Annotated in this window: 16 protein-coding genes; 2 read left to right on the forward strand and 14 right to left on the reverse strand. The window is 69.9% G+C overall.

Annotated elements, in window-relative coordinates; all coding sequences use genetic code 11:
* Positions 1-202: 202 nt before the first annotated feature.
* The 13 genes from ACWA7K_RS21785 to ACWA7K_RS21845 all read right to left on the reverse strand — a co-directional run bounded on the left by ACWA7K_RS21785 (position 203) and on the right by ACWA7K_RS21845 (position 11,502).
* Positions 203-1,756 (reverse strand): DegQ family serine endoprotease, encoded by a 1,554-nt coding sequence (locus tag ACWA7K_RS21785; protein ID WP_456164257.1) that lies wholly within the window; start codon positions 1,754-1,756, stop codon positions 203-205.
* Positions 1,757-1,836: 80 nt separating this feature from the next.
* Positions 1,837-2,934: a MucB/RseB C-terminal domain-containing protein gene (locus tag ACWA7K_RS21790; RefSeq protein ID WP_456164259.1), complete on the reverse strand. Its 1,098-nt coding sequence runs from the start codon at positions 2,932-2,934 to the stop codon at positions 1,837-1,839.
* Positions 2,931-3,560 (reverse strand): sigma-E factor negative regulatory protein, encoded by a 630-nt coding sequence (locus ACWA7K_RS21795; RefSeq protein WP_456164261.1) that lies wholly within the window; start codon positions 3,558-3,560, stop codon positions 2,931-2,933. The genes ACWA7K_RS21790 and ACWA7K_RS21795 overlap by 4 nt, the downstream gene beginning before the upstream one ends.
* A 25-nt stretch (positions 3,561-3,585) precedes the next feature.
* Complete coding sequence (gene rpoE / locus ACWA7K_RS21800; protein WP_456164263.1) at positions 3,586-4,203, reverse strand: RNA polymerase sigma factor RpoE; 618 nt, start codon at positions 4,201-4,203, stop codon at positions 3,586-3,588.
* Positions 4,184-4,522, reverse strand: a complete 339-nt coding sequence (locus ACWA7K_RS21805) for a hypothetical protein (protein WP_456164265.1) — start codon at positions 4,520-4,522, stop codon at positions 4,184-4,186. The genes rpoE and ACWA7K_RS21805 overlap by 20 nt, the downstream gene beginning before the upstream one ends.
* A 219-nt stretch (positions 4,523-4,741) precedes the next feature.
* The gene (fabF, locus tag ACWA7K_RS21810) at positions 4,742-5,986 is read right to left on the reverse strand and encodes a beta-ketoacyl-ACP synthase II (RefSeq protein ID WP_456164267.1); all 1,245 of its coding nucleotides are present in this window, start codon (positions 5,984-5,986) and stop codon (positions 4,742-4,744) included.
* A gap of 47 nt (positions 5,987-6,033) precedes the next feature.
* Positions 6,034-6,273 carry an acyl carrier protein gene (acpP, locus tag ACWA7K_RS21815; protein WP_012345645.1) on the reverse strand — a complete coding sequence of 80 codons (240 nt, stop codon included), beginning with the start codon at positions 6,271-6,273 and terminating at the stop codon, positions 6,034-6,036.
* Between the two features lie 168 nt (positions 6,274-6,441).
* Positions 6,442-7,182 carry a 3-oxoacyl-ACP reductase FabG gene (fabG, locus tag ACWA7K_RS21820; RefSeq protein ID WP_456164270.1) on the reverse strand — a complete coding sequence of 247 codons (741 nt, stop codon included), beginning with the start codon at positions 7,180-7,182 and terminating at the stop codon, positions 6,442-6,444.
* 42 nt (positions 7,183-7,224) lie between these two features.
* Positions 7,225-8,163: an ACP S-malonyltransferase gene (gene fabD, locus ACWA7K_RS21825; protein ID WP_456164272.1), complete on the reverse strand. Its 939-nt coding sequence runs from the start codon at positions 8,161-8,163 to the stop codon at positions 7,225-7,227.
* A 79-nt stretch (positions 8,164-8,242) separates the two neighbouring features.
* Entirely contained in the window at positions 8,243-9,238 is a 996-nt protein-coding gene (locus ACWA7K_RS21830; RefSeq protein WP_456164274.1) for a beta-ketoacyl-ACP synthase III, read from the reverse strand.
* A 58-nt stretch (positions 9,239-9,296) separates the two neighbouring features.
* On the reverse strand, positions 9,297-10,376 hold the full coding sequence (gene plsX, locus ACWA7K_RS21835) for a phosphate acyltransferase PlsX (protein WP_456164276.1): 1,080 nt from the start codon (positions 10,374-10,376) through the stop codon (positions 9,297-9,299).
* A gap of 188 nt (positions 10,377-10,564) precedes the next feature.
* Positions 10,565-10,747 carry a 50S ribosomal protein L32 gene (rpmF, locus tag ACWA7K_RS21840; protein WP_130483482.1) on the reverse strand — a complete coding sequence of 61 codons (183 nt, stop codon included), beginning with the start codon at positions 10,745-10,747 and terminating at the stop codon, positions 10,565-10,567.
* A gap of 206 nt (positions 10,748-10,953) precedes the next feature.
* The gene (locus tag ACWA7K_RS21845; protein ID WP_456164278.1) at positions 10,954-11,502 is read right to left on the reverse strand and encodes a YceD family protein; all 549 of its coding nucleotides are present in this window, start codon (positions 11,500-11,502) and stop codon (positions 10,954-10,956) included.
* 115 nt (positions 11,503-11,617) lie between these two features.
* Here ACWA7K_RS21845 and ACWA7K_RS21850 point away from each other — a divergent pair, with 115 nt between their 5' ends.
* Complete coding sequence (locus tag ACWA7K_RS21850; protein ID WP_456164280.1) at positions 11,618-12,247, forward strand: Maf family nucleotide pyrophosphatase; 630 nt, start codon at positions 11,618-11,620, stop codon at positions 12,245-12,247.
* Positions 12,237-13,034, forward strand: a complete 798-nt coding sequence (locus tag ACWA7K_RS21855) for an SAM-dependent methyltransferase (protein ID WP_456164282.1) — start codon at positions 12,237-12,239, stop codon at positions 13,032-13,034. The genes ACWA7K_RS21850 and ACWA7K_RS21855 overlap by 11 nt, the downstream gene beginning before the upstream one ends.
* Before the next feature lie 26 nt (positions 13,035-13,060).
* Here ACWA7K_RS21855 and ACWA7K_RS21860 read toward each other — a convergent pair whose 3' ends face one another.
* Positions 13,061-14,584, reverse strand: a complete 1,524-nt coding sequence (locus ACWA7K_RS21860; protein WP_456164284.1) for a DEAD/DEAH box helicase — start codon at positions 14,582-14,584, stop codon at positions 13,061-13,063.

Raw genomic sequence — 14,584 nt, forward strand, 5'->3', positions numbered from 1 at the left:
GACGCGCCTTCCAACAAAAAGGTATGGCAACTGCTTTGTTGGGCCCCCATTGTAGCCAAAAGCGTTGCCGGCAAGCGTGACTGGCGGACCACCGGAAGGGGTGCTTGTGCACAGTTTGTCCACAGATCCGGGTGGCGCGGCCCGCCTATGACAGGCGGCGCCGCGTACTGGATGTGGGCGCCTGCTCACGCCCAGGGCCGCGTCATTTCGACGGTCGGACCACCACGTACTGGGCCCACTCGCCACGCCGGAACAGCACGTTGACCGGCTTGCCCTTGTCGAGCTTCGCGGCGGTGGCCTCGAACTGCTTCAGGTCGGTGATGTCGGTGTTGGCGATCGCCAGCAGGATGTCGCCTTCGCGCAGGCCGGCCTTGCTGGCGGCGCCGCTGGCGTCGACCGCCTCCACCTTCACGCCGCCCTTGATCTTCAGCTCGGTGCGCTGCTCGGCGGTCAGTTCGGCCAGCGTCAGGCCTAGCCAGCCGACGGTCGCCGGCTTCGGCGCCGGCTTCGGCTCGGGCTTGGTGCTGGCGGGGCGGGCGCCGGCTTCGGGCTCCATCTCGGCCACGACGATCGACAGGTCGCGGGTGTTGCCGCGCCGCACGACGGTGATCGAGCTCTTGCTGCCCGGGTTGGTGTTGCCGACCAGGCGCGGCAGGTCGTTCCACTTCTCGACCGGCTTGCCGTCGAATCGCGTGACGATGTCGCCCGGCTCCAGGCCGGCCTTGTCGGCCGGACTGCCCGACTCGACCGAGCGCACCAGCGCGCCGGCCGCCTTGCCCAGGCCGAGCGACTCGGCCACGTCCTTGGTGACCTCGCCGATCTGCACGCCGATGCGCCCGCGCACGACCCGGCCCTTGTCGCGCAGCTGATCGGCGACGCGGCGGGCCTCGTCGATCGGGATCGCGAACGAGATGCCCATGTAGCCGCCCGAGCGGCTGTAGATCTGCGAGTTGACGCCAACCACCTCGCCGCGCATGTTGATCAGCGGGCCGCCGGAGTTGCCGGGGTTGATCGCGACGTCGGTCTGGATGAACGGCACCAGGTCGCCGGTGTCGCGCGCCTTGGCGCTGACGATGCCGGCGGTCACGGTGTTGTCGAGGTCGAACGGCGAGCCGATCGCGATCACCCATTCACCGACGCGAAGGCGGTTGACGTCGCCCAGCTTGACGGTCGGCAGGCCGCTGGCCTCGACCTTCAGCACGGCCACATCGGTGCGCTTGTCGGCGCCGATGATGCGGGCCTTGAACTCGCGCTTGTCGGTCAGCCGGACGATCACCTCGTCGGCACCGTCGACCACGTGGGCGTTGGTCATGATGAAGCCGTCGCCGCTCAGGATGAAGCCCGAGCCGACGCCGCGCGGCATCTGCTGCGCCTCCTCGTCCTGCTGGCCGGGCGGGTTCTGACGCGGGCCCTGGCGCGGTACCGGCACGCCGAAGAAGCGCCGGAAGAACTCCTGCATCTCCTCGTCGGGACCACCTTCGGCGCCGTTGCGGGCGGTCTTGCCCTTGGCGGTGGTGCGGATGTTGACGACCGCCGGGCCGACCTGCTCGACCAGGTCGGCGAAGTCCGGCAGGCCGCGTGCGGCGGCGCCGGCCTGGGCCATCACCGGCATCGGGCTGGACGACAGACCGACGGCCAGCAGGGCGGCCAGGCTGGTGCCGCAGGCGGCGACCAGACCGGCGACACGGCGTCGCCAGGCAGGGGCGGAATGGGGGGCGGCAAAGCGGACCGACGTCCGCAGCGGATCAAGGCGCATGCATCTCTCTCCTGAGGGTGAGTTCCGGCGTGACAAGCCCGTCGAAGATGGGCATGCGCCGGTTCATTTCAAGTCGTGGATCAAGGGGTGCGGCGTCGCTCGAGCCGGGTGGCGAAGGCCTGCAGCGTCGCGCGCGGCACATCGCCGACCGCCGTGATCCACCAGTCGCCCTGACGCAGCCCGAGCAGCTGCGTCGCGCCTTGCTGGCTGGACTTCTCGGTCTGACCGTGGCGCGCCGGGTCATGCGGCTCGACGAACAGCGAAACGCTGGTCAGGCCGTCGCTGAACACGGCCTGCACGACCTCGCGAGCGGGCTTGCCGCTGGTCGCGACGTGTTCGGCCGGCATGGCGCCACCGCCGACACCGGCGAGTCCGGGCGGGTGTCGAACCGTGTAGGACACCTGGAAGCCGGCCACGGGTTGCGACAAGGCCCAGCCTTCGCGGGCCAGTTCGGTCGTCACGACCTCGGACTTCTCGACCCGGTAGCCCTTCAGGCGATGCATCTCGCCGAGGAGGTCCTGGGCGGCCGGCTTCTGGACCCAGCGCAGCTCCGAGAAGCCGGCCGACTCCAGCACGCGGCCCTGATCGTCGAGGATGTCGGTGCGCAGCAGCAGCCCGGTCGCGGCATCGAGCCAGAGCTTCTGGGCGTGACGCAGCGCGTCGCGCGGGCGCAGCACCACCACGCTGGCCTCGTGGCCGGCGATGCGGTCGCTGCCGGCCGCCTGCAGCTCGTACATGTCCAGCCGGGGCGTGCTGCCGCCGGCGATCTGGCCCGGCAGGTTCAGGCCCGGATCACGCTGTTCGACCAGCGCGGCATGCAGGCGCGGCCAGAGCACGTGGACCCGGTCGTTGTGGCGATAGACCTGGCGCAGCTCGCCGTCGAGCGCCTCGATGCGGTCGATCTGGTCGTTCGCATGGCCGACATGGGTGACCCTCAGGCTGGTGACCTGGGAACCGGCGCCGACGACGAAGGTGCCGCTGTAGCTGTGACGCGCCGCGGCGTCCTGGATGCGTCGCACCAGCGCGGCCGCATCGCCGGGCGGACCGGACGCCACACCCGCCGGGGCCGCCATGACGGGCAGCGTCGACAGCATCACCAGCAGGACCGGCAGCCACGTCAGCCACCGCCACGCGGTTCGGGTGCCCGCCGCGTTCAGGACGGACCGGCCGTGTGTCATCGGGCGACCTGTTCCTGGGCGACGCGGCGCAGCTGGCCGGGACCGGGGTCGATCGCGAAGCCGGCGGTCATGGCCCGGTGGGCCTGCAGGTAGGAGCGCATCGGCGCGCTGTTGCTGTCGGGTGCGGCCACCGCCGTGGCGGAGGCGGCCACCGGCGGCTGGACGATGGCGAGTTCGCGCACCGGTTCGGCGGGTTGCGGCAGCTTCCAGACCATCACGCTGACGAAGGCCAGGCCGGCCGCGATGCCGGCTGCCGGGATGCCGTGGCGCCGCCAGCGGATCTGGCGTCTGGCGGGGACGGGCAGGGCGATGACCTGGGCAGGTTCGGCCAGCGCGGGCGTGGCGCGGGGCTGCGGCGCCAGCACCACCGGTTCCTCGGCCAGACGGGCCCGGAACGACTCGATGAACTGCCGGTCATGCGCCGGCGTGCGGGTCGGTTCGCCGGTGCGCAGCACGTCGCCGATCAGGCCGTAGGCGTGCCATTGGTCGCGCAGCCCGGCATCACGGCCCCAGGCAGCGCTCAGGGGTGCGACATCGTCGAGGTCCAGTTCGCCGTCGAGCAGCGCGGACAGGCGCTCGGCGTCCAGGTCGTCGTCGTTCGGATTCGGTTCGGGTGTCTCGCTCATGCGGGGCTCCATGCGAGGGGCGTGTTCACCAGCGTTGTCCTTCGGTCGTGCCCAGCAGCGGACGCAGCCGCTTCGCGATGGCTTCCCGGGCCCGGAAGATGCGCGAACGCACCGTTCCGATGGGGCAGTCCATCGCCTGCGCGATGTCTTCGTAGGACAGTCCTTCGACCTCGCGCAGCAGCACGGCCTGACGCAGGTCCTCGGGCAAGGCCTCGATGGCGGCATTGACCGTGCGAGCGATCTCGCGACTGGCCAGCACCGCCTCCGGGGTTTCGCCGTCGGTCAGATCGTGTTCCGGGCGGTAAGTTTCCTCGTCGTCCTGCCGGTTGCCCGCAAGTGCGCTTTCGCTGATGACGATCTCACGCTTCTGGTGCGCCAGCGCCTTCTTGGCCGTGTTGACGGCGATGCGGTAGAGCCAGGTGTAGAAGGCGCTTTCGCCGCGGAACTGCGGCATCGCCCGGTAGGCGCGGATGAAGGACTCCTGCGCCACGTCGGCGACGGTGTCGGCATCGCGGATGAAGCGCCCGATCAGGCGCTCGATCCGGCGCTGGTACTTGAGCACCAGCATCTCGAAGGCGCGCACGTCGCCTTGACGGGCACGGTCGACCAGCGCGGCGTCCGGATCAGGCTGCATCGCCGTCATGCCGGACCTCCCTGCCGGGTCGGCGGCTGTCGGCCAGCGCGACGCGCAAGGCATGCCAGCGCCCCGGTGACGCCGTGGCGCCGACGGCCAGCCAGGTCGTGCGACGGTCGACCGAACGATGGCGCAGCAGCAGCCAGTCGCCCAGGTCGATGACGACCGAGAGCGTCCCGACCGTCGCGGGCGCGATCGACCCGGCGCCATCGAGCAACTGCCAGGTCTGGCCGGTCCAGGCCAGCAGACGGGCTGCCGGCGTGCCCAGTCGCCAGCAGGCCCGAGCCAGCACGACATCGGCCGGCACCAGCAGTGCGGCGACCAGCATGAGCCACCCGGGCGAACGGCCGGCCTGCAGATGGGCGGACCACCAGGTCACCTCGGTCAGCAGCAGAAGCAGGAACGCCGCTGAGAGCAGGTGCTGCCAGCGGCGTTCGGGACCGAGCGGATAACGGACGGAACGTGTCGATCGGGAAGATGGGTTCCTTGTGGCAGACGGGGCGCTCATGGTCGTCCCCGCTGCCGTGACGGGTGGCTGTGATGTCGTTCAGACCCGGCGGAACACCAGCGTGCCGTTGGTGCCGCCGAAACCGAAGTTGTTCTTCACCGCCACGTCGATGCGCATCTCGCGTGCCGTGTTCGGGCAGTAGTCGAGGTCGCAATCCGGATCCGGGTTGTGCAGGTTGATCGTCGGCGGCGAGATCTGGTTCTTCAGGCCCAGCACCGTGAACACCGACTCGATGCCGCCGGCACCGCCCAGCAGGTGGCCGGTCATCGACTTGGTCGAGTTCACCACCAGGCGCTTGGCGTGGTCACCGAAGGCCAGCTTGATCGCATTGGTCTCGTTCGCATCGCCCAGCGGCGTCGAGGTGCCGTGTGCGTTGATGAACTGGACCTCGTCCGGGTTGACCCCGGCATTGCGCAAGGCGGCCTGCATCGAGCGGCGCGGGCCGTCGACGTTCGGCGCGGTCATGTGATACGCATCACCGCTCATGCCGAAGCCGGCGACTTCGGCGTAGATCTTGGCGCCACGCCGGACCGCGTGTTCGTACTCCTCGATCACCATCACGCCGGCACCTTCGCCGAGCACGAAGCCGTCGCGATCCTTGTCCCACGGCCGCGAGGCGGTCGCAGGATCGTCGTTGCGCGTCGACAGGGCGCGGGCGGCCGCGAAGCCGCCGACGCCCAGCGGCGAGATCGTCGATTCGGCACCACCGGCGATCATCACGTCGGCATCGCCGTACTCGATGAGTCGCGCGGCCGCGCCGATGCTGTGCAGGCCGGTCGTGCAGGCGGTGACGATGGCCAGGTTCGGGCCCTTGTAGCCGCACTGGATCGACACATGGCCCGAGATCATGTTGATGATCGAGGCCGGCACGAAGAACGGCGAGATGCGCCGGGCACCGCGGTCACGGTATTCGTCGTGGGTGTTCTCGATCATCGGCAGGCCGCCGATGCCCGAACCCACCATCACGCCGATGCGCTCGGCGAGTTCCTCGGTCAGGGCGTCACCGGTGGGCAAGCCCGAATCCGCCACGGCCTGCAGCGACGCTGCGATGCCGTAGTGGATGAAGGCATCCATGTGCCGGGCTTCCTTGGCCGGGATGTAGTCCTCGATCCGGAAGTCCTTGACCTCGCCGGCGAAGCGCACGGCCAGGTTGGACGGGTCGAAGCGCTTGATGGGCGCGATGCCGGACCGGCCGGCGATCAGGTTGTCCCAGGACTCGGCCACCGTGTTCCCCACGGGGGTCACGAGGCCGAGGCCGGTCACGACGATGCGGCGACGGGTCATGCGAGAACGTGCTGCAAGGGTGCTCGTGGCATCAGGCTGAGCGGGGCTCAGGCCTTGACGTTGTTCTTGGCGTAGTCGATCGCCAGCTGGACGGTGGTGATCTTCTCGGCCTCTTCGTCCGGGATCTCGATGCCGAACTCGTCTTCGAGGGCCATCACCAGTTCCACGGTGTCGAGCGAGTCAGCGCCCAGGTCGGCCACGAAGGCCTTTTCGCTCGTGACCTCAGCTTCGGCCACGCCCAGTTGCTCGGCGATGATCTTCTTGACGCGTGCTTCGATGTCGCTCATGACGGGTTCTCCTCCAGGAGGGGGTAACAAAAACAGCCTGCGATTCTAAAGGTTCGGAAGATCGGGTCTTCCGGACTCACCCGGTGGCCGTGCAGGACGAAAGTCGACCGGCCGGGTGTACTGAACTGTGGTGGCGCAAGGCCCCCGCGAGTGTCGCCGCAACGACGCTCAGTTCATGAACATGCCGCCGTTGACGTGCAATTCCGAACCGGTGATGTAACCGGCGGCCGGCGAGGCCAGGAAGGCCACGGCCTCGGCGATGTCGTCGGGCGAGCCCAGGCGACCGAGCGGGATCTGTGCCATCAGCGCGGCTTTCTGGGCCTCGGGCAGGACCTCGGTCATGTCGGTGGCGATGAAGCCGGGCGCGACGCAGTTGACGGTGATGTTGCGGCCACCCAGTTCACGGGCCAGCGAACGGGTCAGGCCCGCGACGCCGGCCTTCGAGGCGCAGTAGTTGGCCTGACCCGGGTTGCCGGCCGCGCCGACCACCGAGGTGATGTTGATGATGCGGCCCTGGCGCTGCTTCATCATCGGCTTGATCGCCGCGCGGCAGGCGCGGAAGACCGCCTTCAGGTTGGTGTCGATGACGGCGTCCCAGCTCTCGTCGCTCAGGCGCATCGACAGCATGTCGCGGGTGATGCCGGCGTTGTTGACCAGCACGTGCAGACCGCCGTGCTGCTTGACGATGCCGTCGATGGCCGCGTCCAGCGCCGGGCCGTCGGTCACATTCAGCGCGATGCCGCGGCCGCCGTGCGGCGCCAGCGCCTCGGTGATCGAGGCGGCACCGGATTCGGTCGTCGCCGTGCCGATCACGGTGTAGCCGCGCTGAGCCAGCGTGGTCGCGATCGCGCGGCCGATGCCGCGGCTGGCGCCGGTGACGAGAGCGATCTGGGCAGGGGTGGACGTCATGTCGGTTTCCGTCTTCGTCTTCTTGTGAGGGATGCCGGCGCGTCAGCCCAGCAGCGTCTTGACCTCGGCCAGGCTGGCCGGATCGAACAGGTTGGCGGCGACCAGTTCGGCGTCGATGCGCTTGACCATGCCGGCCAGCGCCTTGCCGGGGCCGCATTCGACCACATGGCCGATGCCGCGCGCCTTCAGCGCCTGAACCAGCTCGACCCAGCGCACGGGGCCGAAGGCCTGGCGATAGAGCGCGTCGCGGATCGCGTCGGCATCGGTCTGCACGGTCACGTCGATGTTGTTGACGACGGGAATCTGCGGGGCCGCGATCGCGATCGCGACCAGGCGCTCGCGCAGCCGCTCGGCGGCGGGCTTCATCAGGCTGGAATGGAACGGCGCCGACACCGGCAGCGGCAGCGCGCGCTTGGCGCCCAGCGCCTTCAGCACTTCGCAGCCCTTCTCGACACCGGCCTTGCTACCGGCGATGACGGTCTGCTTCGGGTCGTTGAAGTTCACGGCCTCGACGGCTTCGCCGGATTCGGCGGCGGCCTGGGCGCAGCCCTGGCGGACCATGTCGGCATCGAGGCCGAGGATCGCGGCCATGCCGCCCTGACCGACCGGCACGGCGTCCTGCATCGCCTGGGCGCGCAGCCGCACCAGCGGCAGCGCGTCGGCCAGCGTCAGCGCGCCAGCGGCGACCAGCGCGGTGTACTCGCCCAGCGAATGGCCGGCGACGGCAGCCGGCACGGCGCCCCCTTCGGCGAGCCAGGCGCGGTAGCAGGCGATGCCGGCGGTCAGCATGACCGGCTGGGTGTTGGTGGTCAGGTCCAGCGCTTCCTTGGGGCCGTTGGCGATCAGCGCGGCGACGTCCTCGCCCAGCGCGGCGCTGGCTTCATCGAGCGTGCTGCGCACGGCGGGGTGGTCGCCCCAGGCCGACAGCATGCCCACCGACTGGGAACCCTGGCCCGGGAAGACGAAGGCGAACGCGGTCATGGTGAGTGTTCCGATGGGAAGGATGGAGAGGTTCTAGTGGCCAGGGCGCGAGCGGCACCGGCCTGATACAGACGTTCGATCAGTAGTCGACCAGAACGGCGCCCCAGGTGAAGCCGCCGCCGACGCCTTCGAGCATCAGCGTGTCACCGCGCTTGACCTGGCCGCTGCGCACGGCCTGGTCAAGCGCCAGCGGGATCGACGCGGCCGAGGTGTTGCCGTGTTCGTCGACCGTCACGACCAGCTTGTCCAGCGGCAGCTTCAGCTTCTTCGCGGTGCCCTGCATGATGCGGATGTTGGCCTGGTGCGGGATCAGCCAGTCGATGTCGCTGTCCTGCCGGCCGGCCTTGGCCAGCACCGCGCGGGCGGCACTCTCGAGCACGCCGACGGCCAGCTTGAACACGGCCTGGCCGTCCATGCGCAGCAGCGGCTGGCCGAGGATCTCGCCGCCCGAGACCGTGCCCGGGACGCACAGGATCTCGACATGGCGGCCGTCCGCGTGCAGGTCGGTGGCGAGGATGCCGGGCGTGTCGCTGCCCGACAGCACGACGGCGCCGGCGCCATCGCCGAACAGCACGCAGGTCGTGCGGTCGTTGAAATCGAGGATGCGCGAGAACACCTCGGCGCCGATCACCAGCGCATGGCGGGCGGTGCCAGTGCGGATCAGCGCGTCAGCGGTCGTCAGCGCATAGATGAAGCCCGAGCAGACGGCCTGCACGTCGAAGGCGGGAGCGCCGCTGGTGATGCCCAGCTTGCGCTGCACGATGCAGGCGGTCGACGGGAAGACCATGTCGGGCGTCGACGTGGCCACGATGATCAGGTCGATGTCGGCGGGCTGCAGGCCGGCCGCCTCGATCGCGCGATGGGCGGCGGTCACGGCCAGGTCGCTGGAATTCGTGCCCGTGTCGACGAAGTGGCGGGCCCGGATGCCGGTGCGCTCGACGATCCAGTCGTCGGTGGTCTCGATGCCACGCTCGGCCAGCTGCGCGGCGAGGTCGGCGTTGGTCAGGCGTCGCGGCGGCAGGACGGAGCCCGTGCCGGCGATGCGCGTGTGTCGAGACGGCGTAGAGGTGCTCACTTGGGCTTCTTCGTGCTGCGCGTGCCGTAGGCCGACCGGCGGGTTGCCCCGGGAAGGCTCATGCGGCTTGACGCGACGATGGGGCGGACTCGGCCGCTGGGGCGATCGACGATCCCGGCAGGGTCTTCATCGCGATGTCGATGCGTTGGTGCACACGATCCAGCAGCCGATTTCGGGCGGCATCATAAGCGCGGCTCAACGCGTTCTCGAAAGCCATCGCGTCGGCCGAGCCGTGGCTCTTGAACACCAGGCCCCGCAGGCCCAGCAGCGCCGCACCGTTGTAGCGGCGGTGGTCGACCCGGTCCTTGAAGTGCTTCAGCACCGGCATGGCCACCAGCGCGGCCAGCTTGGTCAGCGGCGTGCGGGTGAACTCCTGCTTGATGAAGTTCGACAGCATCGTCGCCAGGCCCTCGGCCGTCTTCAGCGCGACGTTGCCGACGAAGCCGTCGCAGACGACCAGGTCGGTCGTGCCCTTGAAGATGTCGTTGCCCTCGACGTTGCCGTGGAAGTTGATCAGGCCGCTGGCGTGCGCGGTGCGCAGCAGTTCACCGGCCTGCTTGATCACTTCGCTGCCCTTGATCGTCTCTTCGCCGATGTTGAGCAGGCCGACGGTCGGCGCTTCCTTGCCGTCCACGGCGGCGACCAGGGCGCTGCCCATGATCGCGAACTGCAGCAGGTGTTCGGCGCTGCAGTCGACGTTGGCGCCCAGGTCCAGCATCGTCGTGTAGCTGTCGTGCTGGTTCGGCATCACCGAGGCGATGGCCGGGCGGTCGATGCCGTCGAGCGTCTTGAGCAGGTAGCGGGCGACCGCCATCAGCGCGCCGGTGTTGCCGGCGGACACGCAGGCATCGGCCGGGGCGTCATCGCCCTTGACCTGCTGGATGGCCACGCGCATCGACGAGTCGCGCTTCTTGCGCAGCGCGATCTCGACCGGGTCGTCCATCTCGACGACTTCGGACGCATCGACGATGCGCACGCGTGCCCAGCCGGCCGCCGCAGCAAGTGCGCCGGGTTTGCCAACCAGGATCAGCTCGGCTTGCGGATGCTTGTCGAGGAAAACCTTGCACGCCGGCAGCGTGACCGACGGGCCATGGTCACCGCCCATGCAGTCCACCGAAAGGCGGACCGGGCGGTTCATGCGGGCAGGAGCGTCCACGACGTCAGGACTTGCGGGCAGGGTGGTCACGACAGGCGCATCCGCTTCAGGAGCAGCGCGTCATCGCGAGGCCGCCGACCGGCGCCGGCCGTAGCCTTGCCGGACGCAAGGCCGCGACGCCACGCAAGCGAGGGTGGGTGATCGGTGACGAGAGAACAGGCGACGCCGGATCAGGCGTCAGCCTTGGTCTTCAGCACCTTGCGGCCACGGTAGAAGCCGTTCGGGCTGATGTGGTGGCGCAGGTGCACTTCGCCGGTCGTCGGCTCGATCGCCGTGCCCGGGTTGGTCAGGGCGTTGTGCGAACGGTGCATGCCGCGCTTGGAAGGCGACTTCTTGTTTTGCTGGACAGCCATGGCGGACTCCTGGAATCTGGTAGCCGGGTGCCTGGTGGCCGGACCCCGGTGCTGTGCGGTGTAGTAGCTGGACCCCTGTGCAACCCCTCCGAGAGGGCCGGCACGCCTGACCGATCGTCGTGATCTGTCGGCTGCGGCCCGGCGCAAAGGCGTGGGTCCGAACGGAAAAGCCCGCGATTCTATCACCGCCCGTGGCGGCTGCCCAGTCAGCCGCTTGACTTCTTCAATGCGGCCAGCTTCGCGAACGGGTTGGGGCGGGCCGGCTCGGCCGTCTCGTCGTCGCCGATGTCGGCCTCGAAGCTGACCGGCACGGGCTGCGGGCAGGTCTCGTGGCGCGGCACGATCGGCAGGGCCAGCAGCACCTCGTCCTCGATCAGCGCGATCAGGTCGAAGGCCCGGCTGAGCACCAGCACGTCCTCGTCGGATTCGGCGTCCAGCTCGGCGGCGGCCTTCTCGTCGGCGGCGAACAGGAAGGGGCGATCGATCTCGACCGGGATCGCCACCGTGTCCAGGCAGCGCTGGCATTCCATCGGCACGTCGGCCTCGATGCGCAGGTCCAGCCAGACTTCCTCGGGCGCGCCCAGGCGTTGCTGGATCTCGCCGCTGGCCTCCCAGCGGATCTCGCCGGCCGCGTCGCCGTGGAGGAGTTCGTTCAGGCGATCGAGGCTGCGCAGCGCGAGCGTTCCCGACAGCGTCTCGCCCGACTCGGCAAAGGCACGGACGTCGAGGCGGCTGGGCTTGAATTCGGTCTTCATCGGCGCGAGTTTACGTGCCGGCCCTTCGACGACCCTGTGGCCGTCGTGCGTGGCCGCTGGCGCCGCAGCGGCAACAATCCGCCCCTCGATTCAGCCGAACCTGGTGCCTTCCGACGTGACCGAGCCCCTGCCCATCCCGCCTCGCCTGATCCTGGCGTCGACCTCGCCCTACCGGCGTGAACTGCTGCAGCGCCTGCGCGTGCCCTTCGATGTCGTGGCTCCCGACGTCGACGAGACGCCGCTGGAGGGCGAGTCGCCGGCCGCGCTGTGCGAGCGCCTCGCGCGGGCCAAGGCCCGGGCGGTCGCCCGCCTGCATCCCGACGCGCTGGTCATCGGCTCGGACCAGGTCGCCGCCTGCGACGGCGAGCCGGTCGGCAAGCCCCACACGCACGAGCGCGCCATGGCCCAGCTGCTGCGCATGAGTGGCCGGGCCATCACCTTCCACACCGGCCTGGCGCTGGTGCGCGGTGGTGACGACGCCTACGAGCAGGTCGTCCGCGTGCCGGTCGAGGTGGTCTTCCGGGCGCTCGACCGCGCCGAGATCGAGACCTACCTGCGGCTCGAACAGCCCTACGACTGCGCCGGCAGCGCCAAGTGCGAGACGCTGGGCATCGGCCTGCTCGACGCCATCCGCAGCGACGATCCGACCGCGCTGGTCGGCTTGCCGCTGATCGCCACCTGCCGGCTGCTGCGTGCGGCCGGGCTCAATCCCGTCCTGACCGCCGGAGCGCTGCATGGCTGCTGATCGTCCGTCGACGCCGTCGCGCGTCGGTCGCCTCTACCTCGTCCCGAACACGCTGGACCACGGTCTGCCGGCGGAGGTCTCCCAGGCGCTGGACGTCCAGCAGGTCCTGCCGCTCGGCGCCTTGCAGGTCGCGGCCGGGCTGGGGCACTGGGTGGTCGAGAACGCCCGCAGCGCGCGGGCCCTGCTCAAGCGCGTTCAGGCGATCGTGCCGCTGGCGCAGCCGCTGCAGGCATTGCAGATGACCGAACTGCCGCGTCCGCCGAAGGGCGGCGCCAAGGCGCCCGATCCCGACTGGAAGGCGCTGCTCGCGCCGGCTCTGGCCGGTCACGACATCGGTCTGTTGTCCGAGGCCGGTCTGCCGGCGGTGGCCGATCCGGGCGCCCGTCTGGTGCGCGAGGCCCATGCACTGGGCGTCCCAGTCGTGCCGCTGGCCGGCCCCAGTTCGCTGATCCTGGCGGTCGCAGCGGGTGGCCTGAATGGCCAGAGCTTCGCGTTCGTCGGCTACCTGCCGGTCGACAAGGCCGAGCGTGCGGCACGCCTGCGCGAGCTGGAAACCCATTCGCGCCGCTGGCAGCAGACCCAGCTGATGATCGAGACGCCGTACCGCAATGCGGCCCTGGTCGAGGCGCTGGTCGCCACGTTGTCTCCCGACACGCAGCTCAACATCGCCTGTGGCCTGACCTTGCCCGGCGGCTTCAGCCTGACCCGCCGCGTCTCCGCGTGGCGCCAGGATCTCCCGACCTTGCCGGCCGATCTGCCGGCCGTGTTCTCGTTCCTGGCGACCTGAGGTCAGGCCGGCCGGGAGGTGCCGACTCAGCCGCCGGTCGGCTTGCCGCCCAGCAGCGAGGCGACCTTGCGCTTCTGCTTGACCAGCCGGCCCATGCCGGTGTTGGCCTGGGCGTTGCCGCCGCCCTGTTCGCCCTGGGCGTTCGCGGCCGACGACGCAGCGCCGTCCCAGCCCGGTTGCGCGTTCGGATCGGCCTCGTAGGGGCGATCGAAGAACGGGTCGTGGTGACGCGAGCTGCTGCGCTGCGGCCGCGGCGCCGGGGCGTGCGCGGGCTCGACCGGACGCGGCGCGGCTGCTTCCGGCACGTCGTCGAACTCGCGCCGACGCGGCCGGCGGGCCGGGCGGTCGTCTTCCAGCTCGATCGGTTCGAGGTCGATCTTCTTCTTGATCAGCTTCTCGATGTCGGCGACCAGCCGGGCATCGTCGCGCGTGGCCAGCGACACCGCCAGGCCCGAGGCGCCGGCACGGCCGGTGCGGCCGATGCGGTGGACGTAGTCCTCGGCATTGAACGGGATGTCGAAGTTGAAGACCGCCGGCAGATCGGCGATGTCCAGGCCGCGGGCGGCCACGTCGGTGGCGACCAGCAGGTCGACCTCGCCGCGCTTGAAGGCTTCCAGCGCCTTCAGGCGTTCGTCCTGCGACTTGTCGCCGTGCAGCGCGGCGGTGCGCAGGCCGTCGCGCTCGAAGCTGCGCGCCAGGCGCGCGGCGCCGAGCTTGGAGTTCACGAAGATGATGGCCTGCGACAGCTCGCGCTGGCGCAGCAGCTGGCGCACCACCGAGCGCTTGTCGTCGTCGGAGACGCTGTAGAAGCGCTGCTCGACGTTGGTGGCCGTGGCGTTGGGCCGGGCGACCTCGACCAGGACGGGATCCTGCAGGTAGCTCTGCGCCAGCTTCTTGATCTCGTTGGAGAAGGTGGCCGAGAACAGCAGCGTCTGGCGCGACTTGGGCAGGTAGCTCAGGATGCGCTGGAGGTCGGGCAGGAAGCCGATGTCGAGCATCCGGTCGGCCTCGTCGAGCACGACGTACTCGACCTGGCCGAGCTGGCAGTTCTTGATCTGGATGTGGTCCAGCAAGCGGCCCGGCGTGGCGATCAGCACCTCGACGCCGCGCTTGAGCTCGGCCGTCTGCGGCGCCATGTCGATGCCGCCGAAGACGCAGGCCACGCGCAGCTGCGTGTGCTTGGCGTAGGCCTTGATGTTGTTGGCGACCTGGTCGGCGAGTTCGCGCGTCGGGGCCAGCACCAGTGCGCGGACCGGATGGCGTGCCGGCGAGGCGCTGGCGTTCTCGTGCCGCATCATCTTGTGCAGCAGCGGCAGCGAGAAGGCGGCGGTCTTGCCGGTGCCGGTCTGGGCCGCGCCCATCACGTCACGGCCGGCCAGGACGATCGGGATCGCCTTGGCCTGGATCGGCGTCATCGTCTCGTAGCCCGCATCCGCGACGGCGCGCAGGAGCTTCGGGTGGAGGGGCTGCGCGTCGTAACGGGCAGGTGCCGCGGCGGGCGCCGACGGTTCTTGCGGCAGTTCGGCCGCGACAGGAGTTTCTGGATTCAC

The sequence above is a fragment of the Leptothrix mechoopdaensis (SeqCode) genome, from assembly GCF_053893855.1.

Bases quoted from the DNA above. Each gene is read 5' to 3' on its own strand.
- fabF (WP_456164267.1), bottom strand. From the start codon at position 5,986: ATGACCCGTCGCCGCATCGTCGTGACCGGCCTCGGCCTCGTGACCCCC.
- acpP (WP_012345645.1), bottom strand. From the start codon at position 6,273: ATGAGCGACATCGAAGCACGCGTCAAGAAGATCATCGCCGAGCAACTG.
- rpoE (WP_456164263.1), bottom strand. From the start codon at position 4,203: ATGACGGCGATGCAGCCTGATCCGGACGCCGCGCTGGTCGACCGTGCC.
- ACWA7K_RS21795 (WP_456164261.1), bottom strand. From the start codon at position 3,560: ATGAGCGAGACACCCGAACCGAATCCGAACGACGACGACCTGGACGCC.
- ACWA7K_RS21845 (WP_456164278.1), bottom strand. From the start codon at position 11,502: ATGAAGACCGAATTCAAGCCCAGCCGCCTCGACGTCCGTGCCTTTGCC.
- fabG (WP_456164270.1), bottom strand. From the start codon at position 7,182: ATGACGTCCACCCCTGCCCAGATCGCTCTCGTCACCGGCGCCAGCCGC.
- ACWA7K_RS21790 (WP_456164259.1), bottom strand. From the start codon at position 2,934: ATGACACACGGCCGGTCCGTCCTGAACGCGGCGGGCACCCGAACCGCG.
- ACWA7K_RS21805 (WP_456164265.1), bottom strand. From the start codon at position 4,522: ATGCTGGTCGCCGCACTGCTGGTGCCGGCCGATGTCGTGCTGGCTCGG.
- plsX (WP_456164276.1), bottom strand. From the start codon at position 10,376: ATGAACCGCCCGGTCCGCCTTTCGGTGGACTGCATGGGCGGTGACCAT.
- ACWA7K_RS21855 (WP_456164282.1), top strand. From the start codon at position 12,237: ATGGCTGCTGATCGTCCGTCGACGCCGTCGCGCGTCGGTCGCCTCTAC.
- ACWA7K_RS21785 (WP_456164257.1), bottom strand. From the start codon at position 1,756: ATGCGCCTTGATCCGCTGCGGACGTCGGTCCGCTTTGCCGCCCCCCAT.
- rpmF (WP_130483482.1), bottom strand. From the start codon at position 10,747: ATGGCTGTCCAGCAAAACAAGAAGTCGCCTTCCAAGCGCGGCATGCAC.
- fabD (WP_456164272.1), bottom strand. From the start codon at position 8,163: ATGACCGCGTTCGCCTTCGTCTTCCCGGGCCAGGGTTCCCAGTCGGTG.